At 57.5% G+C, this 21,989-nt stretch carries 19 protein-coding genes and 3 pseudogenes; 8 read left to right on the top strand and 14 right to left on the bottom strand.

Translation table 11 applies throughout. The features are described from left to right. Positions 1–15 precede the first annotated feature (15 nt). On the bottom strand, positions 16–969 hold the full coding sequence (locus tag ACUVSA_RS09425; protein ID WP_445894617.1) for an OmpP1/FadL family transporter: 954 nt from the start codon (positions 967–969) through the stop codon (positions 16–18). A gap of 394 nt (positions 970–1,363) precedes the next feature. Here ACUVSA_RS09425 and manA point away from each other — a divergent pair, with 394 nt between their 5' ends. Then, a complete protein-coding gene (gene manA, locus ACUVSA_RS09420; protein WP_445890840.1) occupies positions 1,364–2,593 on the top strand; it encodes a mannose-6-phosphate isomerase, class I in 1,230 nt (409 codons plus the stop codon). 125 nt (positions 2,594–2,718) lie between these two features. On the opposite strand, the gene ACUVSA_RS09415 is transcribed toward manA, so the two are convergent. The 11 genes and pseudogenes from ACUVSA_RS09415 to ACUVSA_RS09365 all read right to left on the bottom strand — a co-directional run bounded on the left by ACUVSA_RS09415 (position 2,719) and on the right by ACUVSA_RS09365 (position 12,486). Then, positions 2,719–3,312: a TetR/AcrR family transcriptional regulator gene (locus ACUVSA_RS09415; protein WP_445890839.1), complete on the bottom strand. Its 594-nt coding sequence runs from the start codon at positions 3,310–3,312 to the stop codon at positions 2,719–2,721. Between the two features lie 24 nt (positions 3,313–3,336). Continuing rightward, a complete protein-coding gene (locus ACUVSA_RS09410) occupies positions 3,337–4,488 on the bottom strand; it encodes an acyl-CoA dehydrogenase family protein (RefSeq protein WP_445894616.1) in 1,152 nt (383 codons plus the stop codon). Between the two features lie 19 nt (positions 4,489–4,507). Then, a pseudogene (locus ACUVSA_RS09405) lies at positions 4,508–5,650 on the bottom strand (acyl-CoA dehydrogenase family protein). Between the two features lie 172 nt (positions 5,651–5,822). Beyond that, a complete protein-coding gene (locus tag ACUVSA_RS09400) occupies positions 5,823–6,659 on the bottom strand; it encodes a MaoC/PaaZ C-terminal domain-containing protein (RefSeq protein ID WP_445890836.1) in 837 nt (278 codons plus the stop codon). Between the two features lie 115 nt (positions 6,660–6,774). After that, positions 6,775–7,599, bottom strand: a complete 825-nt coding sequence (locus ACUVSA_RS09395) for an SDR family NAD(P)-dependent oxidoreductase (protein ID WP_445890835.1) — start codon at positions 7,597–7,599, stop codon at positions 6,775–6,777. Positions 7,600–8,210: 611 nt separating this feature from the next. Beyond that, positions 8,211–8,399 (bottom strand): hypothetical protein, encoded by a 189-nt coding sequence (locus tag ACUVSA_RS09390; protein WP_445894615.1) that lies wholly within the window; start codon positions 8,397–8,399, stop codon positions 8,211–8,213. Next, positions 8,323–9,507, bottom strand: coding sequence for a class I adenylate-forming enzyme family protein (locus ACUVSA_RS09385; RefSeq protein ID WP_445894614.1), 1,185 nt, complete (start codon positions 9,505–9,507; stop codon positions 8,323–8,325). The genes ACUVSA_RS09390 and ACUVSA_RS09385 overlap by 77 nt, the downstream gene beginning before the upstream one ends. Positions 9,508–9,680: 173 nt before the next feature. Beyond that, a complete protein-coding gene (locus ACUVSA_RS09380) occupies positions 9,681–9,872 on the bottom strand; it encodes a hypothetical protein (RefSeq protein WP_445894613.1) in 192 nt (63 codons plus the stop codon). A gap of 24 nt (positions 9,873–9,896) precedes the next feature. Further along, positions 9,897–11,092 (bottom strand): annotated as a pseudogene (locus ACUVSA_RS09375) (acetyl-CoA acetyltransferase). 13 nt (positions 11,093–11,105) lie between these two features. Beyond that, a complete protein-coding gene (locus ACUVSA_RS09370; RefSeq protein ID WP_445894612.1) occupies positions 11,106–11,468 on the bottom strand; it encodes a Zn-ribbon domain-containing OB-fold protein in 363 nt (120 codons plus the stop codon). After that, complete coding sequence (locus ACUVSA_RS09365) at positions 11,380–12,486, bottom strand: hypothetical protein (protein ID WP_445894611.1); 1,107 nt, start codon at positions 12,484–12,486, stop codon at positions 11,380–11,382. Before ACUVSA_RS09365 ends, ACUVSA_RS09370 begins: the two co-directional genes overlap by 89 nt. Positions 12,487–12,947: 461 nt before the next feature. On the opposite strand from ACUVSA_RS09365, the gene ACUVSA_RS09360 reads away from it, so the two are divergent. The 4 genes from ACUVSA_RS09360 (at position 12,948) to ACUVSA_RS09345 (ending at position 14,731) form a co-directional block, all read left to right on the top strand. Continuing rightward, complete coding sequence (locus tag ACUVSA_RS09360) at positions 12,948–13,469, top strand: hypothetical protein (RefSeq protein ID WP_445890831.1); 522 nt, start codon at positions 12,948–12,950, stop codon at positions 13,467–13,469. A 70-nt stretch (positions 13,470–13,539) separates the two neighbouring features. Then, positions 13,540–13,680: a hypothetical protein gene (locus tag ACUVSA_RS09355; RefSeq protein ID WP_445894610.1), complete on the top strand. Its 141-nt coding sequence runs from the start codon at positions 13,540–13,542 to the stop codon at positions 13,678–13,680. Between the two features lie 48 nt (positions 13,681–13,728). Beyond that, a complete protein-coding gene (locus tag ACUVSA_RS09350; protein WP_445894609.1) occupies positions 13,729–14,238 on the top strand; it encodes a double zinc ribbon domain-containing protein in 510 nt (169 codons plus the stop codon). After that, positions 14,225–14,731, top strand: a complete 507-nt coding sequence (locus ACUVSA_RS09345) for a hypothetical protein (protein ID WP_445894608.1) — start codon at positions 14,225–14,227, stop codon at positions 14,729–14,731. The genes ACUVSA_RS09350 and ACUVSA_RS09345 overlap by 14 nt, the downstream gene beginning before the upstream one ends. Positions 14,732–14,929: 198 nt before the next feature. Here ACUVSA_RS09345 and ACUVSA_RS09340 read toward each other — a convergent pair whose 3' ends face one another. Continuing rightward, positions 14,930–16,582 carry an acyl-CoA synthetase gene (locus tag ACUVSA_RS09340; protein WP_445894607.1) on the bottom strand — a complete coding sequence of 551 codons (1,653 nt, stop codon included), beginning with the start codon at positions 16,580–16,582 and terminating at the stop codon, positions 14,930–14,932. Between the two features lie 134 nt (positions 16,583–16,716). Then, positions 16,717–18,381, bottom strand: a complete 1,665-nt coding sequence (locus tag ACUVSA_RS09335; RefSeq protein ID WP_445894606.1) for a long-chain fatty acid--CoA ligase — start codon at positions 18,379–18,381, stop codon at positions 16,717–16,719. A 379-nt stretch (positions 18,382–18,760) separates the two neighbouring features. On the opposite strand from ACUVSA_RS09335, the gene ACUVSA_RS09330 reads away from it, so the two are divergent. The 3 genes and pseudogenes from ACUVSA_RS09330 to ACUVSA_RS09320 all read left to right on the top strand — a co-directional run bounded on the left by ACUVSA_RS09330 (position 18,761) and on the right by ACUVSA_RS09320 (position 21,938). Next, positions 18,761–19,177, top strand: coding sequence for a MerR family transcriptional regulator (locus tag ACUVSA_RS09330; protein ID WP_445894605.1), 417 nt, complete (start codon positions 18,761–18,763; stop codon positions 19,175–19,177). Continuing rightward, a pseudogene (locus tag ACUVSA_RS09325) lies at positions 19,174–20,676 on the top strand (class I adenylate-forming enzyme family protein). Before ACUVSA_RS09330 ends, ACUVSA_RS09325 begins: the two are co-directional and overlap by 4 nt. 17 nt (positions 20,677–20,693) lie before the next feature. Continuing rightward, on the top strand, positions 20,694–21,938 hold the full coding sequence (locus ACUVSA_RS09320; RefSeq protein WP_445894604.1) for an acyl-CoA dehydrogenase family protein: 1,245 nt from the start codon (positions 20,694–20,696) through the stop codon (positions 21,936–21,938). Positions 21,939–21,989: the final 51 nt, after the last annotated feature.

Genomic DNA, 21,989 nt, shown 5'->3' with positions numbered 1-21,989 from the left:
TCAGGCCGCGTACCCTCACGTGCACGCAATGCGCGTTGACGACGAAGGACGCGCCCGGTTCCAACCCCGGATCTTCATCGCCACGGCTTTCGGTCGTCCACCCATGCACGAGGGCCCTGAAAGGGTAGGAGCGGCGCAAGGCGCGATCCATTCCTGTAGCTCGCGCCGCTCCTGCGAGTTTGTGGCGCGGACGATCTTTTGGAGTTTCACCTTGCTGTGATAGGAGGCTCCGAAAGACAGCCAATCCGTAGGCTTCCCATGAAGCCCAAGGGTAAAGCCGTAGCCGAAGGTGTTGCCCTTGACTTCGCTGTCCACATCGAGGGCGTTGGTGGTGGGATCGTTGATGTTGGTGGAAAAGCCCAGGGCCACCAATGTGGACCCGAAACCTCCCAAGACAAAGGGAGCCGTGGCGTCGATTTTTTGCTCCAAAGTAAGATCGAACCACATGACCTCAACGCTGGCGGCTACAGACACCTTGTCATTGAGCTTGATCGCCACATTGGGATTGAATGAGAGGGTCTGAATCACGGCATTGTAATTGTTGTATCGACCCCACCAATTCTTATCGAATTCCGTGCCGAGGCCGAAGCGCGAATAAAAACCGGCGCCAAGCCACATGTTCTCCAGAGTCTGATAACTGGCGTAGAAATGAGGCGGAATCCACACATTGCTTTCCGAAGACTTGGTGTTGCTTTGCCCGGAATAGGGATTGACCGTGGTGACATCCGTCATGGGGGCAATGAACGTCGCCCCCGCCATGAGCTGGGCTCCGGGAAACTGGGTGATGCCCGCCGGGTTATAAAAAAGCGCCGACAAATCATCGGCGCTTCCGGCAAGATTGGCTCCCAGAGCATCGGCTGGAGCGCCGCCTTCATAGAGCGCAAAACCCGCCGCTCCCGCCTGAGCCGCCGCCATGAAAACCAGAGCCACCACGCCCATAATGCCCACAACGCTCCACCTGCCTCTCATCTCCCCCTCACTCGGCGAGGTCCATCTGTTAAAAGCTCAGCCCCTTCTGCCCTCTCGTCCCACATGCTCACCGACGGTTCGTCCCATCCCCCCTTTCTTTGCCTCCGGCTCGTCATCCCCGAAATTTTTCGACTCTCGTGTTCCCTGCGACGCGGCCCTCGATCCGACGGCTTCGGCGCAGAGGCCCCCTTCGCACTCCCCTTATGGTCTCATCGCCGTCGGCAGCATGACAAAACTCGCCGACCAGGCTTTTTCTCGGAGATGAACGCCCCCCCTTTTCACAAGATTTGTGCATGCATTTTCACCCTAACGAAGCCCCTGGAGGCGGTCAATGGGAAAGTGATAAAAAGAACGCGTTCGGGAATCCCTGTGAGCATGAAAGAAAGGAGACCGCATGAGAGCATTGGACACCCTGCACCCTCGGCCCTTTCGCTTGCACAATCCCATTCAGCATTACGAATGGGGGGAACGAGGGGCCTCTGCCTTTATCGCAAAGCTGCTTGGCGTTCAGGATTCCAGTCCACTCCCTTATGCCGAACTTTGGGTGGGAGCCCACCCGTCAGCTCCGTCCCTGATGGAACTTCCCGACGGGTCGAGACAGCCATTGTCCGAGGCGGTGCAAAAGTGGCCGCAGGAGATTTTGGGTTCCCCGGTGATTCAGGCCTTTGGCGCTTCATGGCCCTTTCTTTTTAAGATTCTTTCTGCTGCGGAGCCTCTGTCCATTCAAGCGCACCCCGACGCCCAGCAGGCTCAACGCCTGCACTTGCAGGATCCACACCATTTCCCGGATCCTCATGCGAAGCCGGAAATGGCCGTTGCCCTTACACCCTTTCACGCCTTGGTTGGATTTAAACCGGTGGACGCTTGGCGTGAGGTCTTCCGCACCTTTCCGGAAATCGCATCCTTCGCAGACGCCGACGCTCTTTTCCCGGGCACGGACATGGAATTCGTCAGAAACGCGTTTCAGCATATGCTCACGAAAGCACAACAAAGCCCCCACTTGCTCGCATACACCCTGGAAGCTACCGCCAAGCGAATCTCGGTAGCTTCCCCTCCTTTCGCCACCATGGCCGATATCTTTCACCAACTTTTGGCCAGATACGGCCCTCAGGATGTGGGGCTACTCGTGCTACTTTTCCTCAATCCCGTGGAGCTTTCTCCCGGCCAGGCCGTCTTTCTACCTCCCGGCCTTCCTCACGCCTACCTTAAGGGAAACATCGTGGAATGCATGACTAATTCAGACAATGTGATCCGTCTGGGATTAACCCCAAAATACAAGGACACCCAAGCCATCGTGACGGCACTGAGCTTTGAGCCTCAAAAGGTTGCCGTGATGACACCGACCCAGGACCAGCACACGGTGTACCGGGTCCCATGCGACGCTTTTGAAGTGCACCGCTGGACCTTGCCGCCGCAGGCGGAAGTTGCCCCGGAACGGCCTGGCGGCCCAGAAATCCTCTTTATTCTTCGAGGGCGCGGTCGCCTTGGCTGGCAGGAAAAGCACGGCCCCGCCAATATGCCCTACGAAACGGGACAGTCCTTCCTCATACCGGCCCACCTGCCGGCCTACAGGCTGATTGCGGAAACAGAAACCCTGGCCTTTGCGGGACGCGTGCCCCTGTAAGGCCCTGGCGCGCGATAGGCATTTTCCATGATAAGGGCTCGTGCTCACTCGGGCTCGCACGAGCCTTTATTCCCGAAAGGACCGGCTTTTCCGCGCTAGGCTTTGCCGAACGTGGGCGATGACCGTCAAGGGGCGAGCATGCCGTGAAGGAAAAGATCGGCGATTTCCTGGGCCACATCTTCCAGGGACAAGGGGCCTTCGGGATTGTACCAAAAATACAGCCAGTGCAGGGAACTGATGAGGGAAAAGGTCATGACGGTGGGATTGATGCGCCGAATGAGCCCCTGATCCATCAAGGAGATGAGAAACGCTCGCAATTGATGGACGTTTTCCTTTTCCCTGTCCAGAATGATCCGCTTCTTGTCCACCGGCAGGTATTCCATGTCATGGAACAAGATTTTGTTGAAGTTCTCGTTCTTGAGATATGTTCTGAGGTATTCGATGACAATGTCGGTGAGTTGTTCCTTTAATGGCTTGCCGGAAGCCATGTTCCGGGCGATAGCCCGGCGCATGTTACCCACCAACTCATCGGCGGCTTCCAGGCAAATGCGAAACAAAATTTCTTCCTTGTTTCGAAAGTGATGGTACAAGGCGGCCTTGCTGATGCCGACGCGCGCGGATATTTCCCGGGTGCTGGCCGCCTCATAGCTTTTTTCGTAAAAGAGCTGCCGGGCGGCCTTGAGAATCTCGGCCGCCGTGTCTTTCCTGTCTTCCTTCACGCAACGCCTTTCCTGCAGGACGTCTTAGCCTTTGGTGTATTCCTTGAGCACGATTTTGGCGATGGTCATCTTTTCCGCCTCCTTCGTGCCCTCATAGATTTCCAGAATCTTCGCATCCCGGTAAAAGCGCTGTACATCGTATTCGTCGATGTAGCCGTAGCCCCCATGAAGCTGCAACGCCTTGTCGGCCACCCACACGGCCGTTTCCCCGGCATAATACTTGGCCATGGCGCTCAACTTGGGATCAATGCGAGCTTGGTCCACCATCCACGCGGCTTTGTACGTGAGCTGCCGGGCCAGTTCGATGCGTGTGGCCATCTCAGCGAGCTGAAACTGTACGCCTTGGAAATTGGCCAAAGGCTGTCCAAAAGCCGTGCGTTCCTGCACGTACTGGGCCGCCTTGTCCAGAGCTCCTTGAGCGAGCCCGACACCTTGGCCGGCCACCATAACCCGCGTGGTGTTGAAAAAGTCCATGAGCTGGTAAAAACCGTTGCCTTCTTGACCCACCAGGTTTTCCGCAGGCACCTTGACGTCCTCAAAACTGATTTCGGCCGTGTCACTGGCGCGGATACCCATCTTGCCGTGAATCTTGTTGCGCGTGATGCCTGGGGATGTGGCGTCCACAATGAGCAGGCTGAAACGCTTGTGGCGCGGAGCGTCCGGGTTGGTCACACAGAAAACGCAAAAATAATCGCACACGGTTCCGTTGGTGATAAACATTTTTTGCCCATTGAGAATGTAGTGATCCCCCTCCCGAACCGCTCGCGTGCGAATGCCCGCGACGTCCGTTCCGGCATTGGGCTCCGTGTAGGCGCCGGCGAAAATGATCTCACCGGAAGCCAGCTTGGGCAGATAGGTTCTTTTCTGCTCTTCGGAGCCGTAAAGAAAAATGTTTTCCGACCCGAAACAGGCGGCCGCAATCAGGCCGATGCCCATATCGATGCGGCTGAACTGTTCCGTGATAATGGTGTTGGCCAAAAATCCCGCCCCCGCACCCCCGTACTCTTCCGGTATCCAGGCCCCGATGAATCCGTATTCACAAGCTTTCTTCCACACGTCTCGAGGAAATTTTTCTTCGCGGTCGCACTCTTTGGACACCGGAGTAAATTCACGCACGGCAAACTTGTAGGCTTCTTCTTTCAAGATCTTGAGTTCTTCGGGCAGATCGAAATTCATGGCCCCCTCCTTTAGGTTTTCACATGAGCTGCATTCGCTTGGCGACAATAAGTTTCATCACTTCGGTCGTCCCCGCAAAGATGGGGATCGGCCGCACATCGCGATAAAAGCGGCTGATGGGATACTCTTCCATGTAACCGTAGCCGCCGTGAAGCTGCACACATCGGTAGGCCACACGGTTCGCCATCTCTCCAATTCATGCCTTGGCCATGGACACGTCCGTCACAATGTCCTTTCCGGCCATGTGATCGGCGATAAGGCGTTCCAGAAAGGTGCGCCCAAGCTTCACTTCCGTGGCCATATCCACAATGGTAAAGGCATTGTGTTGAAAGGAGGCGATGGGTTGGCCAAAGGCGGTGCGTCCTCGAGCATAGGCAATGGTCATGGCCAGCATGGCTTCGGCCATGGCCTGGCCCATGATGCAGGCCATAAGGCGTTCCTGCTGCAATTGGTCCATCATGTGGTAAAAGCCATGGTTCAACGTTCCCAAAAGGTTTTCCGCAGGCACGCGACAGTCCTCGAAAATCAGTTCCGCGGTATCCTGCGCATGCAGCCCCATTTTCTTGAGGTTTCGACCTCGGTAAAATCCGGGCGCGCCGCGTTCAACAACGATCAAGCTGATCCCCTTGGCTCCCGATTCGACGGTTCCCGTGCGGCAGGCCACCACCACCAGGTCCGCCAAAATGCCGTTGGAGATAAACATCTTTTGGCCGTTGATGACCCATTCAAGGCCTTCCCTCACGGCGCGGGTGCGCAGAGCCGCCAGGTCGGATCCTGTATTAGGTTCCGTCATGGCCACCGCCAAAATCATTTCACCTCGAGCTGCGGCGGGAAGCCACCGCCTCTTTTGCTCTTCCGTGCCCAGGGCGGCGATGTACGGGGCCACAATGTCGCTGTGTAGGGGCGCCATGACGCTTACGGCACCCGCCTTGGCCAATTCTTCGGTGATGATCACCGAGTAGAGAAAATCGGCGCCGCTTCCCCCGTATTCTTCGGAAAGCCATGGGCACAGAAACCCCGCTTCCCCCATGGCGCGCCACACATCCCGAGAAACCACCCCTTCATCTTCCCAGCGTTCCATGTGCGGGGCTATTTCCCGCTCCACAAACCGGCGAAACGCTTCGCGAAAGATGTGGTGCTCTTCGCGATACAATCCCTCCATGCCTACTCCCTTTCCTTGCCGACGCCGAGGGGGCTCTTTCCCGGGCGAGCCTTTCGGGCCTCTTATGCCGCACCCAAGGCACCTTCGTCAACGCACCGACCCTTTAGGGTTTCACTTCCCCCTCCCGGCATCTTGAAGGTTCCGCTTGGTTTTCGCCATGCCGCCCCTCGCTTCAGCCCACCTCGGCCAGCGCATGGGACAGAACCACCGCGCGTTCCGTGGACGCTTCAATGACAAAGCGCCGGTCGCCCATGGACCATCCTCGCGTTGTGACGGTTTCGCCGGGATAGACCACATCCGCAAATCGAACCTGAAATGCTTTGAAACGCCCCACGTCCCCTGCGCAGGCGCCGGCGAGGATGGCACGAGTGGCAAATCCAAAGGTGCACAGCCCGTGAAGAATCGGCTTGGGAAAGCCTGCGGCTTCCGCCGCTTGTGGATCGATGTGCAAGGGATTCACGTCGCCGGAAAGGCGATACAGAGCCGCCTGATCGGGCGAGATCTTGTAGCCGATCTCGAAATCCGGCGCCTTATCCCGAGGTACGGGAACGGCTTCCGCCTTGGGTCCCGCATCCCCTCCCCAGCCCCCAAGGCCGCGGCAAAAGAGACTCATGCGCGTCTCATTGACCAGGTTCCCTTTTTCGTCTTTGGTTTCCGTTTCCAGCACCACCAAGGCGGCTTTTTTCTTGTCGTAGATGCCCGCCACTTTGACGGTGCTTAAGAGTTTTCCCGACGAAGGCATGGGCCGGTGAAGCCGAATCGCTTCTTCCCCGTGAAGCACTGTTCGAAGATCGATCTTCAGCCGATCCAAGACTTCAAAGAAGGGCTGAAAAACCGGAATGACCGCATAGGATGGACAAACCTTGAGGCCTCCCTGAACGCCCTCATACACATACTCCAGATCCGAAGCGCCAAAGCCGATCCCCAAATGGTAGAGAATGATGTTGCGCCAATGCATGTGATGCTCAAAAGGGCCGATGCGCAGCCCCACCTGCTGGACGTCGATCATGGCAATGCTCCTTTCTTTCGGCTTCCCACCACCCTTCTCACTTCACACCTGATCCCACCCACTCGAAACCCCCAGTGGGCGACGCACAGCCGACAACCGACAACCGCCCGGTTTCTTACCAACCTCCCGTCACCCTGATAACCTGCCCGGATACATAATCCGAGAGAGGTGAAGCCAAAAACAGCATGACTCGAGCCGCTTCGTCCGGGGTTCCCGGCCGTCCCAGGGGGATCATCATGCGAAAGGCCTCCAGTTGGTTCTTGGGCACCCCGATGGCGATCTTTCGGCCGTCCTTTTCCAGGACCGTGTCTTCAGCCTTAGGCTGAGTGAGCCGTGTTTCAATCCATCCGTAGGCCACGGCGTTGACGTTGACGTTGAGCCGGCCCCATTCCTTGGCCAAAGTTTTGGTAAAGCCCAGAATGCCCGATTTGGCCGTGGAATAGTTGGCCTGTCCCGCGTTCCCATCCGTTCCAGCCACAGAACTCACGTTGATGATTTTGCGCATGACCACTCGGCCCTGCTCCATTTCCCTTTTGGCGTTTTCCCGAATATAGGGCGCCGCGGCCCGCACGATGCGAAAAGGCGCCGTACAGTGCACCTTGAGCATGGCTTCCCATTGCTCGTCGGTCATTTTGTGCACCACGCCGTCCCACGTGTATCCGGCATTGTTGACGATCACATGAATATCCGGTCCGAAAGCGTCCACGGCGGCCTGCAGGAATTTTTCCGCAAAGCCGTCGGCGGTCACGTCCCCGACAACGGCCACGGCCTCCCCGCCGCGGCGGCGAATCTCTTCCACCACTTCCTGTGCCGGAGCGGCATCAAGATCGCTCAGCACCACCTTGGCCCCTTCCGAGGCGAAAAGCAACGCCGCCGCTCGGCCGATGCCTCGACCCGCTCCCGTGATCAAAGTGACTCGTCCTTCCAGCATCTTTTCCATAAATTTTCCCTCCCTCAGACCTGGATGTTCCTTGTCCTTCTAAGTGGCCCTGTCTCGTGTCGCGGAATGTGCTGCCCTCATGTCTCGTCCTCATTGCCGAGAAAGCGCAGATCCAGCATACTTGAAGACACCGCCCTGCATTCACTCATCCGCATTCCCACGCAAGCGGAAAGCCTCTGTCCAAAACCCAGCGGCAAAAAAGCTTTTTTCTTGGAAACGCTTAATCCCTGAAAGGACCACGTCCCCGCGGTCCATTCCTTAAAAAAGGGACCAGTTCGTGGCGGTTCGAACACCGACGGACGCGCAGGAACGCATCCCTTCGATGCCAGGGGCCCGCCCTCTGGATTCGCCTCAGAGGGACCCCGACCCCGCCGCCCCAAAACCCCGAAGGAGCCTGTCTGAGAATGGCTCTTGGGGGGGGCGTTTTCGTTGCCTTCTGCAGGAGCGCCGCAGGGCGCGATCAGGCGTCACGGCTTGCACCGTTCCTGGCATCGCGGCTTGCGCCGCTCCTCCAGCAGGTGTTCTCAGACACGCTCCTAAACCCGGAGTCGCCTTCTGGATACACGGACGCCCGGCCCCATGGACTTTCGGGCATCACCCTTGAGTCAAGGTCAGGGCGAAACACCCAATTTGTCACGAATATCCCGGCGCAGTTCTTTCTTGAGAATCTTGCCTACAGGATTCCGAGGTATGGCCTCCACCAGTTCCAAACGTTCAGGCAACTTATAGGTGGCCACGCCCTGGTCTTTCATGTAGCCGGTCAGGTCCTCCAAAGTGACGGTTTGACCCGGCTTGGGCACCACATAGACACAGGTTCTTTCCCCCCAGGTTTTCGTCGGGCATGCCTACGGCCGCCACATCCTGAACGGCGGGATGGCCCAGCAAAACGTTTTCCACTTCCTGCGCACTGATGTTGTAGCCACCTCGAATGATGATGTCTTTGGCCCGTTCAAAAAATTTCAGGTACCGGCCTTGAGCGATTTGAAAGAGATCGCCGGTGCGAAAATAGCCGTCGGCATCAAAAGCCTGGGCGTTCAAGTCAGGCCGTCTGAAATAGCCTGGAATCACGTTGGGACCGCGGTAGAGCAGTTCTCCGACGGCGCCGTTTTCGGTCAGTTCCGTGCCGTCAGGGTCCACCACCTTGGTTTGGACGAATCGGGCCATCGAGGTTGCCCATTCCACGCCGGGGGCACCGTAACGCGGCAGGTGGTCCACACGAATGGCCATGTCCGGCACTTCCTCCACGCCGGAAACCAGAGCCGTGCCCTCGTTTTGGCCCCAAATATTGCCGATATCCACATTCCAACGTTTTTTAAATTCCTGCATGGACCACAAAGAGGGCGGAGCCGACCCGACGGTGATCACTCGGATAGAACTCAAATCCACCCCTTGCGCCGCCGGATGTTTCAAAATCATATTCACGACGGCCGGAACTAGGAGAGTGTATTGAATGCGTTCCTGGACCATTTGTTTCAGCAACAACTGGGGATCAAAGGGATGATGCAGCACGACGGTTCCGCCGAAGCGCAGCCACGGTACATACACGGTTCCCACGGAGGCCATGTTGACCAAGGGGCCTGCCGTGAGCATGACATCGCTCGGTTGCATGCCACTGGCCAAGGCGATGGCCGCCTGACAGCGCCAATTGTTGTGACTCAATGGACATCCCTTGGGTTGGGCTTCGGTGCCTGAGGTCCAGCAGAGGGTGAAGATGTCGTCGGCATCGATGTGAAGGAGGTTCAAGCTTGGGTTTGGTTTTTCCTCCATCATGCGCCGCACGTCTTCGTAGGTGTAGATTTTCTTAAGGCTCGGCACCTTACGGCGGACCTCCTCCGCCATGGCCGGATGCCCAAAACCGTGAAACTCATGGACGGTGATCATGGCCGCGGCTTGGGTGAGTTCAGCCACGTAGGTGATTTCCTTGGAACGCCATTGCATGGGAATGGGGGAAATGACGCCCCCCCGCTCGGGCAATGGCCAGATAAAGCATGGCCAATTCCCAGCAATTGGGCATCTGCACCAATACGATGTCGTCTTTGAAGACCTTCGGCCCACAGCGCGGAGGCCGTCGCCTCCACCGCTCAGTCGAATTGGCCGTAGCGCACCCTTTCGGGCGCCGCTCCCAGGAGAGCTTCTTTGTTGAGAGGGTCCACGATGGCGAGGGCGTCCGGCATGTTGTGGGCATGCTGCTTGAAATCATCCAAAAGCGTGCGACTGCCCCAGCACCCCATGCGGGTGTATTCCATGATGCGCTCATGCGAGGCGAGGATCATCGGGTTCTCCTTTCGGCACGGGGTTTACAAACCGAAAATGCCGACACTGCAGACACTGAACGAGGGAATACCGCCCAGATTGTGGGTCAGGCCCAGCCTGGGTTCGGCAATCTGTCGCGGGCCGGCGCGATGCAGCAGCTGATTGTACACTTCGTAGATCATACGGATGCCGGAAGCCCCAATGGGATGCCCGAAACACTTGAGACCTCCGTCGGATTGGCAGGGAATTTTTCCTTCCAGTTCAAAAAAGCCGTCGTTAATGTCTCGAAGAGCTCGTCCTCTCTCGGAAATCTGCAGGTCTTCGTAAGTGACCAATTCCGTGATGGAAAAACAGTCGTGCACTTCCAAAACGCTCAGCTCTTCACGAGGCCGAGCAATGCCCGCTTCCGCGTAAGCCCGCCTGGCCGCCTCCGTGGTGGTTTTCAAATAGGTGCCGTCCCACCGAGTCGTCAGCATCTCTTCGCCCGAAGTGGCCGCGATTTGCAAGGCTTTGACCATCACAGGGGTTTTGCCCAAGGCGCGGGCCAGATCTGAAGTGGTGACGATGGCGGCCGCCGCCCCGTCACTCACACCACAGCAGTCAAACAATCCCAAGGGCCAGGCAATGATGGGAGCCTTCAGCACCTGCTCGGGGGAAATCTCCTTGCGCAGGTGCGCTTTGGGATTCAGGGCTCCACAACGATGGCTCTTGGCCGAAATCTTGGCCAGAGCCATCTTGCCCTCTTCGGGAGAAATGCCGTATTTCGCAAAATAGCGGGTGGCCATGAGGGCAAAGCCGCCGGGGGCCGTGAAGTTGGGCAGGATGAAACGATTGAGCGTTCCCATGGCCGTGTCGAAGCCGGGAAGACCTCCGTAGCCGGTGTCTTTGAGTTTCTCGACGCCAAGGGCCAGCGCGATGCGACAGGCGCCTGAAGCCACAGCGTAGCACGCGCTTCGAAAGGCTTCCGTACCCGTGGCACAGAAATTTTCAACGCGCGTCACGGATATGCTGGGAAGTTTTAAGGCCTGTGCCAAAGGAATGGCGCTCTTGCCCACATTCACTTCATCGAAACATGTGCCCAGCCATGCCGCATCGATCTCTTTTTTTCAATCCCCGCATCCTGCAACGCTTCCATGAAGGCTTCCACCATGAGGTCTTCGGCACGGTCGTTCCAGCGCTCCCCGAACCGGGTGCATCCCATGCCGATAATGGCCACCTTGTCTTTGATTCCCGTCGCCATGGTTGTCGCCTCCTTATCGTTGCGCCGAGACAATGGGCACGGCTTTCCAGAAATAGGTGTGCACGCCCCGCTGACCGTCATGGTATTTGCGTCGCAGATGCAGCTCCACCGGCTGATCCACGCTCAGGGATTCCAGGCTGCAGTCGGTGAAATCCAGCATCATGCGGCCTCCTCCCTTAAAGTCCACAATGCCGTAGATCTGAGGAGGATCCAGTGAGAAGGCTAGGTTATCCCCCGTGTAGCTGAAGATGCGCGCCGTTTTGTCGGAAAAGAGGTAGGGTTCCATCTCATCGACGGCCTGGCATTCGCTGATGGCGCAGATGCGCTGTGGAGGAAATTGCGGCGTGCCGCACCGGCGACATCGAGACCCTTCCAAGCCCAAAATGGCCCGCCGATACCGCCATTGGACGGACAGGGGGGGGTTCCGCTTGAAACTCTCCCCGCAACCCCGTTTCCACGGGCGCCAATTCCCGAAAGGCCACGGCTTTTTCATAGGGAGCCAGAGAGGCTTTGCGAGCCAATAGAGCCTCCACGGTCCAGGCGGGATGAAAAGATGCCGCGGCTTCCGTGACGCGAAAGTGCAGAACATCCACACCGCTTCCGTACCCCACCACGAGAATGTGGTCGCCTGGGAACGCCGATTCCAGAACGTGGCAGAGCATGAGCAGGGGATGGGCCGCTCCTGTATCCCCCACCGTGGCCGCCAGAGGATCGGCGACCTTATCTGCGGAAAGCCCGAGTTTGGCGCTGATGACACCGTGTTCCCTGGGATAGGGACAGGGGTAAATGACCGCGGAAAAAAGGTCCGCCGTGATCTTTTCCTGGGCAAGGTAGCCCTTGATAGCCTCAGGAATGAGCGACACATAGCCTTCGTCACGCATCCAGCGCTCTTCCCAGGAACGTCCAAGCTTCTTTTCGGTTTCTCGAAAGGGCGCCGGAAAATCGGCGCTCAAGGAAAAAGTGCCCACAAGCTCTGCAAGAACTCCTTCCGAGCCCAGCACCATGGCCGCTGCGCCGTCGCCAAAGAGGAGTTCCTCGGCGCTTCCCATTTTGGCCCGTCGCGTATCGGCCGCCACCACCACGGCCCGCTTCGACGCACCGCTCACCACCTGGGCCGCCGCCGCAAGAATCGCCGCCGTGCCCGCGCGGGTGGATCCCGTCACATCCACAGCGGCAGATTCTTCCGATAAACTCAAGGCCTCCCGCACAATGGCGGCGTTTTGGCGTTCTGCGTAGGGAAACGTGGTGGAGGCCGCAAAAAGGGCTTCAACGGCGGCATCAGAGCGAAATCGGCACGCGTTTCGCGCCGCCGCCACCGCCAAAGTGATGGCATCTTCGTCCGCGCCCGCCACCGTTTTTTCTCCGCCCGCAAGGCCCCACGGGGCGGGTTGCATCTAGGCCATGGCTTTGGCCGCAACCTTTCTTTCCAACCGATATCTGGGCAGATACGCACCATAGGCAAGGATCCCGACCATGCACTCCTCCTTGGTTTAGGGTAAAGGAAAGATCCTTGGCGCCCATACTAACCGAGCGCTCGTTCAGGTCCTGACAGACCCGCCTGAGGATATCAAGCAAAAGATGGTGCTTGGGAAAGGCGCGTGGTCCGGATAGAATGGTCCTCGATAACCGTCTGGGAGCGTGTCCGACAATGCCTTTTTGGCGCCGTTTGTGTTGCATTTCGTAGGAACGCCGCAAGGCGCGATCCGGCGTCGCGGCTTGCGCCGCTCCTCCCGCAGGTGTTCTCGGACGGCCTTTGAGCTTAGGCCTCGGTGCCGTTTTCGTGGGTTTGAAGCCGGTGGTAAGGCCTGATAAGTTGTGGAATCCAATGCTTTGTTTTCGGTATTGAGGTGACTTCATGAAGCTGCAAGACCTTACGGTCCCTAAGGAACGCGCGCACCATGTACTGCAGGCCTCTCGCCTCTATGACGTTTTGGGGCCTGAAATCCTTGCCGACGACAAAATCACGCAATCTTTGAAAGCCTACAGAGCAGCCATTAACCGAACGCGCGCCGCCTTTGCCGAAGCCGGCGTCTTTGCAGCATGCAGCGCCTGCGCCGCCCACGTCTTTGGCGGGTGCTGTTTTCCGGACATGGAATGGAACTACTCAGTGGTCCACCTGCTCATCAATCGCCTGCTGGAATGTCCCCTTCCAACGCGGCAGGCCTACGAAGATCAATGCCTTTTTCTGGGAGACACGGGCTGTCTGCTCACAGCAAAAAACCACTTTTGCCTCAACTACTTCTGCCAGGACATTCAGAGAAGACTTGGGCCCACATCCATGAAGGCACTCCTTCAGGTGGTGGGTGCGGAAATCATGGCCGGCTGGAAAGTGGAACTGTTGCTCCTTCACAAATACCGCTCGGCCCTTATCCTTTAAAAAGCCCCCCCTGCCCGCTTCACGGGCCTCATGCATTTTTCCGTCAAGCTTTCCCGCGCTTCTGCCGCTGATGCAGCAGAAACGGGAACACGCACCGGAAAGGATTCCTTATGGCAACAAAAAATGCCGTGTCATCGTCTCACGCCTCAATGACCTTATGGGAGAAGAACTCACGAGCCTTCTCGACCTACCCGGCCGCTTCAACGCCTAGGCGGAAAAGCTGAAGGCGCGCCTTGCCGAAGATGCCTCCCATTTCGGTATGGCTTTGACGCACCTTTACATCAATGCCATCACACCGCCTGAGGATGTCCAGCGGGCCATCGACGATCGAAGCAAGCTGGGCGTCTTTGAGGACGTGAACAAACTGCTGAAACTCAAGGCCGCCACCGCAATGGAAAAAGCGGCCGAAAACCCTGGAAGCGGCGGTGAAGCGGCGGGAATCGGTTTGGCCTTTATGATCCCAGGACTCATGGCCGAAGCCCTTCGAAACCGCCAAACCATGGACTCTCAAGGCGCATCGGGCCCCCTGTGCCCAGACTGCCACAGTCCTGTTCCGAAAAATGCTCAGTTTTGCCCTCATTGCGGGCATCATCTGGTGGTGTTCCAGCGATGCCCCTATTGCGGTAAGAATCTGACGCCCTGTGCTCGATACTGCCCACGGTGCGGCAACGCGGTGCGCACAACACCTGTGGAAAAGAAGTGCCGACACTGCAGTGGGTCCGACCTTGCTCAAGCCGTCTTTTGCGATCAGTGCGGTGAACGACTCTAGGTTCCACATTCAACTCCCCTGCCCTCAGTGCGGCGGCCGTGTGATACTGGAAGACACGGACAGATTCTTTCACTGTCCCTTCTGCCGCGTGCGTCTGGCGCTGCAGGCCACGCCGCAGCGTACCTATGTGTTTTCGCCAAAAGATTCTTATCGCTTTCGTCCTCTCACTTATCTTCCCTATTGGCGGTTTCGAGACCTGGTCTTTGTGTTGGAAGCCGATGAGGTCCGTCACAGAATTTTGGCTGTGAGCGCCGCCGCCGTGGGCTTTCCGGACATGCCTTCATCTCTTGGTCTTCGTCCTCAGGCCGTGCCCTTGTTTTTTTATTCACCGGAAATTCCCGGCACCTTTGTTGAGCCCTCGTTTCCGTGCAAAAAGTGGCTCAAATCCCTGGATTTCGACCTAAAGGATCGATCCCGGCCATGGGCGTCATCCATAACTTATCATGCCTTAATCGGGGAAAGCGTAAGTCTTGTCTACACGCCTTTTTTTTGAGCGGAACGGCACGATGCACGACGCCGTGACGGGCCAATCCTTAACCCCCTGGCCGAATGAGCTTGGGCACGGGATTCCAGCCATCAACACGCAGCCTCGGCTGGATTTTCTTCCGACCCTGTGCCCTCGGTGGGGGGACGATAAGGACAGAGAACTTGCATGCCCTGCGCTGGGGCCGCGCCTTGTAGGCGGCTTCCTTTAGGAAAACAAGCTTCGGTAATGGCGGCGCAAATCCCGTTTGAGGATCTTTCCCGTCGGCGTTTTGGGCAGCGCTTCCACCACTACCACGGCCTTGGGCACCTTGAAAGGAGCCAGCTCCTTTTTGCATAAGGCCACGATCTCTTCTTCGGCAAGACGCTCCCCAGCCTTGGGCACGACGATGGCTGTGACGGCTTCAATCCACTTGGGGTGGGGAACACCGATGACGGCCACTTCCGAAACCCTCGGGTCTTTGTAAATGACTTCTTCCACTTCCCGTGTGGAGACGTTCTCACCGCCAGTTTTCACCATGTCCTTTTTGCGGTCCACCACCGTAATGTAGCGATCCTCGTCGTAGACGCCGACATCGCCGGAGTGAAACCATCCGCCGGCCATGGCTTCTTCCGTCTTGTCCGGATCCTTGAAGTACATGAGCATGACGTGAGGGCCGCGGCCGCAGATTTCACCTGGAATGCCGGGTCCCGTCACTGGTCGACACAAATCATCCAGCAAGGCGGTTTCCATGTTCAGGCCGCCCATGCCGGCAGACCCGGGTTTGATCAACTGATCGGCGGGTTTCAGAATGGTGTGATAGGGCGAAAGTTCCGTCTGCCCATAATAATTGTAGAGCCTTCGACATGATGGAAGTCTTCGCTGAATCTCCTTTAGAACCTCAACGGGCATGATGGAGGCGCCGTAATAACCTTTTTGTACCGAAGACAGATCCCGCTTGTCGAAATCCGGATGGCGCAGCAGCCCGATCCACACCGTGGGAGGGGCAAAGAAGACCGTCGCGCGATGTTCTTCGATCTTTTGCAAAATGGTGGGCACATCGGCCGTGGGAAGCAAAACGTTGGTGGCTCCAAGCCAGAAGAAAGGCGTCAGGAACACATCCCTTTGCGCGCAATGAAAGATGGGCAAGGCATTGAGGTTGACGTCCGAAGGGCTGTATTCCCCGTCCACAATACAGCCCATGTACTGGGCCATGAGGGACTGGTTGGTGAGCACCACGCCTTTGGGCAGCGATTCGGTGCCGCTGGTATAGGTCATCTGCACGGGGTCTTCGATATGCAACACCACGTCGGGCTCTTTGTTGGACTGGGTATTGGCCCACGTGTCGAAATCGAGCCATCCCTCAGGGGCCGGGCGCCCCGCTCCCTGATTGGACCACAGGCGATGCGACACCGTTGGCATGTCGTCCAAGACGCCATCGACCAGCTCGGCCAAGGTGTCTTCCACGATAAAAAACCGGGCTTCCGAGTGGTTGATGCAATAGGCGATGTCCTTGCCGCGAAGCAGGTAATTGATGGCCAGGTAAATGCCGCCGGCCTTGGCCGTTCCCAGCCAGGTAAGCACATGGTGGATGGTGTTGTGGGCCAAAATGGCGACACGGTCAAAACGCTTCAGACCCAAGTCCAAGAGCCCCTGCGCCACACGGTTTGTGGCTTCTTCAAGCTCCGCATAGGTCAGGGTCTGGTCGCCGAAGATCAAAGCGGGCTTTTCCGGATAACGATAGGCGCTGCGCCGCACGATGTCCGCAATCACCCAGCGGGTGATGCGGTTGTAGCGGGAACGCAAAAAGGCGATGCTTTCCCGATCGAAATGGTGGTAGTGCCGGCGAGCTTCCTCCGTGAGCGGTGTGCCTTGTGCCATGGGCTCTCTCCTTTGTCCTGAACATGACCCCCGAAGCCGTTCAAACTTCCCCTTCACATCGTTGCACGCGTGCGTGATCCCATCTTTGGCCAAGGATCTTATTTCAACGACCAACCAATTAAGCGGCCCTGTCGTTACGCGCCATAGTGGGCCGCGTACTGTTCCCGCGCAACCCTCTTGGCAAATTTGCCGACGCTCGTTTTGGGAATGGCTTCTACGAAAAGAACATCGTCCGGCAGTTGCCATTTGGCAAAATGAGGAGCAATGAAATCCAAAACGGCCTCCTTGGTGACCCGACCTCTGGCGGCTTCCTTGACGACCACCAGCGCCAATGGGCGCTCTTCCCACTTGAGGTGAGGAATCCCGATGACGGCTGCCTCGAGGACGTCCGGATGGGCCATGATGGCGTTTTCCAGATCAATGGATGAGATCCACTCGCCGCCGCTCTTGATAAGGTCCTTGAAGCGGTCGGTGATTTTGAGGTAGCCGTTGGGATCAATGGTTCCAGCATCGCCGCTGCGCCAGTAGCCGTCCTCGGTAAAGGATTCGGCGCTGCGCGAGTCGTTGTGGTAACGTCGCGTGATCCAGGGGCCTCGAATGAGCACTTCCCCCACGCTCTTGCCGTTCCGCGGAAGGGTTGTGCCGTCGGGGCCCATGAGGGTCACGTCCAGTCCCACAACGGGAAGCCCCTGTTTTTTCCGAAGCTCCCACTTCTCGGCCTCCGACAATCCTCGAAGGGAAGGTTTCAGGTGATTAATGGTGACCAAGGGGGCTGTTTCCGTGGCGCCGTAGGCGTGAATGACCTGAGCTCCACCCAGCTCGTCATAGCCCTTCATCATGGCCAAAGGCGGCTCCGTGGCCCCGCTGATCATGCGCAGTCCGCTGAGGTCCGGTCGGGTGGGCAGGTTCTTGATGTAGTGCAACATGGGCAGGAAAATGGCCGGGGCACCACAGGTGACGGTCACCTTTTCTTCCACAAGCAGCTCCACCAAAGACGAAGGATCTTCCATGGTGTAGCGGCCAGGAAACACGAGCTTGGCGCCGAGCATGGGCCCGCAAAAGAACATGCCCCAACCTTGGGCATGGAACATGGGCACAATCTGCATGATGACATCATCCTGGGTCATGTGCAGCGCCTGGGCGATGATCAAGGTGTGTAGATACATGGCCCGGTGGGAATTGTAGACCCCCTTGGGCTTTCCCGTCGTCCCGGATGTGTAACAGGCCGTGCAGGCCGATGTTTCGTCAATCCAAGGAAATTCAAAGTCGTCGTCACGTTCGGCAAGGAGTGTCTCATAGTCGTAGGCGGTAGGAAAGGCGCTCTCGCTTACCCCCTTGCCCAGATCGTCCAGGAGGATCAAGCCATGGACGGTGGGGCATTCCCCGGCCAAAGGTTCGATGAGGGGTTTTAAAGATGCGGCCACCGCCACGAACCGGGCTTCACTGTGGTTGATCACGTAAGCGCGCTCGGCTGCGGAAATGCGCGGATTTAATTCCAGGAGCACCGCCCCGATTTCGGAGACGGCGAAATAGAGTTCCATGAAGCGATGGGTGTTCCAGTCCAGGGCTCCCACACGGTCCCCGGGAGCCACCCCGAGTTTTGTGAGGGCTTTGGCCAATCGCCGTACGCGGCGCTCCACCTCTGCGTAGGTGCTTCGATGCAGCGCTCCGTCCAGGTTCCGTGAGACGACCTCCGTTTCGGGATAATTTGTCGCAGCGTGCTTCAAAAAGGTGATCATGTTCAAGGGATAGGCGTCGTTGGACGTTGAAGGAAAACCTTGAATGATTTTCTGGGCCATGAGCCCACCTCCGGGAGTTTTGCGGGAAGGACTAAAGGATGGTCTTGACCTTTGGCTTGCTTTTCAGGCCTTAGACATTCTCACCTCCTTGGGCTTGTCTTGATTTGTGTGATCTCTTGGCGACAGATCTTTTCGGGGGCTGAAACACCGTCATGACAACTCTGGAAAGCGACCCACCATGCCACTGGGGGCCGTTCTAACTGAGCGCTTGTTCAGGTCCATGCCCCAAAAATATGCACGCGTCAAGGAAAAAGGCGGGAGTCGAAGGGTGGATGAAGGTTTCTAAGGGACCTTGCCCTGGCTGTCCAAAGTTTATCGCAATGGTTTTGACAGGGCGTCAGACTTCCAGTTAACGTCATGTGTACATGGAGGGACTTCTATGGACAAAGATCGCAAGAAAACCAAGCATGTGTTCAGCATCTCCGAACTGGCCGCTCAACTGGACATCAGCCCTCGAACCATCCGTTTCTATGAGCAGAAGGGCCTCATCAATCCCCGACGCACGCCGGGCAATCAGCGGGTTTATACGTCTAAGGACCGCGCGCGACTCAAGCTCATTCTTCGTGGCAAGCGATTCGGCTTTTCCCTGGATGAAATCGCTGAAATGATCGGCATGGCCGACACGGACATGGACGAAGTGTCCCAGATTCGAAAGAGCCTGGATTACGGCCGCAAAAAACTCAACGAGATTCGAGATCGCATGAAGGACCTCATCATCCTCGAACAGGATCTGCTGGCCATGCAAAAGAAGCTTGAAACACGTCTGAAAGAATTGACCAAGGAGGAGTTCCCATGAATCTGGTGGAAATGCTGGATCGAAACGCGCGAAAATTTGCCGCCAAGGAGGCGCTGCGGGCGCAAGGCCGCGGCGTGACCTTCTCGGAACTCAAGGACAAAGCCGAACGTATCGCCGCCTCTTTCAGGCTCAGCGCATCGGCCCCGGAGACACCGTGGCGCTCATGAGCCAAAACACTCCGGACTTTGTTTTCGCTTTTTTCGGCGCCCAAAAGGCGGGAGCCGCCGTGGTCCCTGTCAACCATAAACTGACACCTCCTGAAGTGGATTACATCTTAAAGCACTGCAATGCCCGCATGTTTCTCTTTGACGGATCATTGGCCCCGGTGGTCGACGCCTTGTCCCTGTCCATACCCGTCGTCTCCATGGATTCAGCCGTCCCTGGCCGGCCTTTTCTTGAGGATTTGGTAACCACAGCCCAGAACTTCACACCCGTTTGCGTTGACGACGAGGCCACAGCGGAAATCCTTTATACTAGCGGCACGACAGGGAAACCCAAGGGGTGCGTGCTCACGCACCGAAGCGTCGTCATGGCGGCCATCACGGGCGCTCTGGCCCTGAAGATGGACGAAAACGACCGCCTGCTCATGGCCATGCCCATCTGGCACTCTTCGCCGCTCAACAACTGGTTTCTCGGCGCTTCATATGTGGGGGCCACCACGATTCTTCTTCGCGAATATCATCCGCTGCATTTTCTGCAAACCGTGCAGCAGGAGCGATGCACGGTGTATTTTGGAGCCCCCCGTGTCCTATCTGCTTCCCCTGCAGATGATTCCCAATTTTGATGATTTTGACCTCTCCTCCATGCGCGCATGGATTTACGGCGGAGGCCCCATCGCGCCGGAGACCATTCGAATGCTTCAAAAGCGCTATCGAAGCGATCGCTTCTACCAGGTTTACGGCATGACCGAAGCGGGACCCACAGGTACCATGCTCCCTCCGGAAGCCCACACCCACAAGGCAGGATCCATCGGCAACAAAGGCCTTCCAGGAACAGATCTTGTGGTGATGAAGTCGGAAACGGAGCACGCGGTGCGGGGCGAAACCGGCGAGATTTGGCTCAAGGCCGATTCCATGATGAAATGCTATTTCAACGACCCTGAAGCCACGCACAAAGCCTTTTGCAACGGATGGTACCGCACAGGGGATGTGGCTCGCATCGATGGCGATGGATACCTCTTCATCGTGGACCGCCTCAAGGACATGATCATCACCGGCGGCGAGAACGTCTATTCCAAGGAAGTGGAGGACGCTCTGGCGGAACATGCCCATGTGGCGCAAGCGGCGGTCATCGGCACGGCCCATCCCGATTGGGGTGAAACGGTGACGGCGGTCATCGTTCCCGTTCCGGGCACGCAACCCAGCGCCGAGGAGCTCACCGCCTTTTTGCAGACTCGATTGGCAAGGTACAAGATTCCGAGGATCTTTCATTTCGTGGAGGCCCTGCCGCACACGCCCACGGGTAAAGTGATGAAGTACAGGTTGCGGGAAATGTTTTAGGAGCGGAAGGAGAGCTCATGTTCAACTGGCTGCTGGATGAAAAGACACGTCGCTGGCGCGATGAAGTGCGGGACTTCGTCAAATCCATTCCGCGTCAAATGATCCTGGACATGGACGCGGACAAAATTCGCTTTCCCAAGGAATTTCTCCAGGAGGCCGGTCGAAGGAACCTATTGGGATGCCGGTACCCCAGACAGTGGGGCGGTCGTGAGATGGACTGGGTCAGTACCTGCGTGGCCATGGAAGAAGTGGGCACGCTGGGCTACATTTTCGCCTGCACCTTTGGCGTGGGCGCGGAACTGGTCTGTGACGCCATTGTGCTTCACGGCACAGACGCGCAAAAGGAACGCTACGTGGCCCCACTGCTCAAAGGGGAAATCTTTGCGGCCGAGTGCCTAACGGAACCTCGGGGCGGATCGGACTTTTTCGGTACCACCACCACTGCCGTGGACAAAGGCGACCATTTTCTGCTCAACGGTCAAAAACGTTTCATCGTCGGCGGCGAAGGCGCCGATTATTTCCTCGTGTATGCCCGCACCGATCCCAAAGCCAAACCCCACGAAGGCATCACCTGTTTCATCGTGGACCGTGGTCCTGGCGTGGAAACCGCGTATCTCTACGGACTCATGGGCTGCCGGGGTGGCGGGACCAGCCGCTTGGTCTTTAAAGACGTCAGGGTCCCCAAGGAAAACGTTCTGGGACGCCTTCACGGCGGCTTTGACGTTTTTAAGACTATGATGATTCCCGAGCGCTTAGGCACGGCGGCCATGACCATCGGCGCCGCTCGCCCCGCCTTGGAAGTGGCCACGGGGTATTCCACGCGCCGCAAGGCTTTCGGAAAACCCATTCAGGAATTTCAGGGGGTCAGCTTTCAGGTGGCCGAAGCCGCCATGCTCTTGGATGCCTCCCGCGCCATGGTGCATGCCACGGCCAAAGCCGTGGATCGCAAGGCGCCCGCGGCCACGGTGCGGCGTATGATCTCGGAAACAAAAAAATTCGTCACCGAATCCTGCCAAAAGGTGGTCCATTACGCCATGCAGGTGATGGGAGGGATCGGTTACACGACCGTTTTTCCCGTGGAACGGATTTATCGAGACCTGCGCCTGGCCTCCATCTGGACCGGGACCAACGAAATCATGGCCGGTATCATCGCCCATGAATGGTACAAAGAATACTGGACCATGAAAGCCGCGCGCCTGACGCGCGACGTGGAACAAGACGCGGCTGGCGCCGATGATGTGGAAGAAAAGGTCTACGAATAAATTTTCCGCCCGAGAAATCGACGCGGACGAGGACGGCCGTTTTCAACCCTG

Source organism: Desulfosoma sp. (genome assembly GCF_052743555.1).
This window is presented reverse-complemented; position numbering and strand designations above follow the sequence as displayed.

What these genes read in the sequence shown, in the direction of transcription:
- ACUVSA_RS09360 (WP_445890831.1), top strand. Translation starts at nt 12,948, where the DNA reads ATGAAGCTGCAAGACCTTACGGTCCCTAAGGAACGCGCGCACCATGTA.
- ACUVSA_RS09340 (WP_445894607.1), bottom strand. Translation starts at nt 16,582, where the DNA reads ATGGCACAAGGCACACCGCTCACGGAGGAAGCTCGCCGGCACTACCAC.
- ACUVSA_RS09395 (WP_445890835.1), bottom strand. Translation starts at nt 7,599, where the DNA reads ATGGAAAAGATGCTGGAAGGACGAGTCACTTTGATCACGGGAGCGGGT.
- ACUVSA_RS09355 (WP_445894610.1), top strand. Translation starts at nt 13,540, where the DNA reads ATGCAGCAGAAACGGGAACACGCACCGGAAAGGATTCCTTATGGCAAC.
- ACUVSA_RS09365 (WP_445894611.1), bottom strand. Translation starts at nt 12,486, where the DNA reads ATGCAACCCGCCCCGTGGGGCCTTGCGGGCGGAGAAAAAACGGTGGCG.
- ACUVSA_RS09410 (WP_445894616.1), bottom strand. Translation starts at nt 4,488, where the DNA reads ATGAATTTCGATCTGCCCGAAGAACTCAAGATCTTGAAAGAAGAAGCC.
- ACUVSA_RS09380 (WP_445894613.1), bottom strand. Translation starts at nt 9,872, where the DNA reads ATGATCCTCGCCTCGCATGAGCGCATCATGGAATACACCCGCATGGGG.
- ACUVSA_RS09335 (WP_445894606.1), bottom strand. Translation starts at nt 18,381, where the DNA reads ATGGCCCAGAAAATCATTCAAGGTTTTCCTTCAACGTCCAACGACGCC.
- ACUVSA_RS09350 (WP_445894609.1), top strand. Translation starts at nt 13,729, where the DNA reads ATGGCTTTGACGCACCTTTACATCAATGCCATCACACCGCCTGAGGAT.
- ACUVSA_RS09400 (WP_445890836.1), bottom strand. Translation starts at nt 6,659, where the DNA reads ATGATCGACGTCCAGCAGGTGGGGCTGCGCATCGGCCCTTTTGAGCAT.
- ACUVSA_RS09320 (WP_445894604.1), top strand. Translation starts at nt 20,694, where the DNA reads ATGTTCAACTGGCTGCTGGATGAAAAGACACGTCGCTGGCGCGATGAA.
- manA (WP_445890840.1), top strand. Translation starts at nt 1,364, where the DNA reads ATGAGAGCATTGGACACCCTGCACCCTCGGCCCTTTCGCTTGCACAAT.
- ACUVSA_RS09330 (WP_445894605.1), top strand. Translation starts at nt 18,761, where the DNA reads ATGGACAAAGATCGCAAGAAAACCAAGCATGTGTTCAGCATCTCCGAA.
- ACUVSA_RS09425 (WP_445894617.1), bottom strand. Translation starts at nt 969, where the DNA reads ATGAGAGGCAGGTGGAGCGTTGTGGGCATTATGGGCGTGGTGGCTCTG.